General features: G+C 74.2%; 2 protein-coding genes. Both read right to left on the reverse strand.

What is annotated here, in order from left to right; all coding sequences use genetic code 11:
* On the reverse strand, positions 1–360 hold a 360-nt coding region (locus VM95_RS37455), incomplete at its 3' end, for a beta-ketoacyl synthase N-terminal-like domain-containing protein (RefSeq protein WP_045705850.1).
* Positions 361–510: 150 nt separating this feature from the next.
* Positions 511–1704 (reverse strand): beta-ketoacyl reductase (locus VM95_RS37460; protein ID WP_045705852.1); only part of this gene is annotated, 1194 nt, incomplete at its 5' end.

Here is a 1704-nt window from a genome sequence, read left to right on the forward strand (position 1 = left end):
GTAGTCGTCGCCGGTGGCGCCGAGGAAGACGGCGGTGGCGCTGCCGTGCAGGCTGTCCGGCGGGAGGTAGGCGTCCTCCAGGGCGTCCCAGCTCAGTTCCAGCACCATGCGCTGGCGCGGGTCCATCGCCGCGGCCTCGCGCGGGGAGATCCCGAAGAACCCGGCGTCGAAGTCGGCGACGCGGTCGAGGAACCCTCCCCGGCGGAACGGCGCCAGCTCCGGGACGTCGTAGCGCCGGTCGGCGGGCGCCTCGGTGATCGCGTCCTCGCCGTTGTGCAGCAACCGCCAGAAGGCGTGGATGTCGTCGGCGCCCGGGACGCGGCAGGCCATCCCGACCACGGCGACGGCACGGTCGTCCATCGGGATCCTCCGGTCATCCGGCCGACGCTCGGCCTCATTCACGTGCATAAGTTCGGAACTCCCCGTCCCCAAAAGCAGATAAGCGATGGTGCGCGGTCGGCGACGCCCGGGTGCGGCCGCGTGGACCGCGACCGCACCCGGGCGGTGTCGTCAGATCTCGCCGAACTCGGCGTCGAGCAACCGGAAGACCTCGTCGGCGGTGGTGGCCGCCTCGATCAGTTCGTTCTGGCTCTGGCCGCCCCCGTTGTCGGTGAGGGTGGCCAGCAGGGCGCGCAGCTGTCCCGCGACCCGCTGCTGCTCGCCGGGATCGGCCGCGGCGAGCAGGCCTTCGAGCTTCTTCAACTCCTGGTCGATGAGCGGCTCCTCGGCCCCGACCCCGATCTCGGAGAGGAGCAACTGGGCGACCGCCAACGGCGTCGGGTGGTCGAAGATCAGCGTCGCGGGCAGTCGCACGCCCGCGGCCTGGTTCAGCCGGTTGCGCAGCGCGACCGCGCCCAGCGAGTCGAACCCGAGCTCCTGGAACGGCCGTTCCGGCTCGATCGCGGCGGCGGAGGCGTGGCCGAGGACGGCCGCGACCTGCGCCTGGACCAGCTCCAGGACCACCCGCTCCCGGCCGACCTCGGCCACCCCGGCCAGCCGCTGGGCCAGCGACGCGCCCACCGGCTCCGGCCGGCGGGCCGGCATCCTGACCAGTCCGCGCAGCAGGGCGGGGAGCCGCTCGGCCCGGGCCTGGACCCGCAGCGCGGCCGTGTCCAGCTGGACCGGGACCAGCAGCGCCGCGTCGAACTCCCCGGCCTGGTCGAACAGTTCCAGCCCTAGCTCGGTCGGCAGGGCGACCGAACCCATCTGCTCCAGGCGGGCCAGCTCGGCCTCGCCGAGGTGGCCGGTCATGCCGGTGGCGTCGGCCCACAGGCCCCAGGCGAGCGAGGTGGCCGGCAGGCCGGCCGCGCGCCGCTGGTGGGCGAGGGCGTCGAGGGTGGCGTTGGCGGCCGCGTAGTTCGCCTGACCGGGGTTGCCGATCATCGCGGCCATCGAGGAGAACAGCACGAACGCCGAGAGCTCCGTGCCCGCCGTCAGCTCGTGCAGGTGCCAGGCCGCGTCCACCTTCGGGCGCATGACGTGCTCGACCTGCTCCGCGGTCAGCGACTCGACCAGGCTGTCGTCCATCACGCCGGCCGCGTGCACGACCGCCGTCAGCGGGTGGTCCAGGTCGACGAGCAGCTTGGCCAGGTCGTCGCGGTCGGCGACGTCGCAGGCGGCCACCCGGGCCTCGGCGCCGAGCTCCGCGAGCTCGGCGACCAGCTCGGCCACGCCCTCGGCGGCCGGGCCGCGGCGGCTGACCAG

Origin of the sequence: Streptomyces rubellomurinus (genome assembly GCF_000961885.1) — a bacterium.
Lineage (GTDB): Bacteria > Actinomycetota > Actinomycetes > Streptomycetales > Streptomycetaceae > Kitasatospora > Kitasatospora rubellomurina.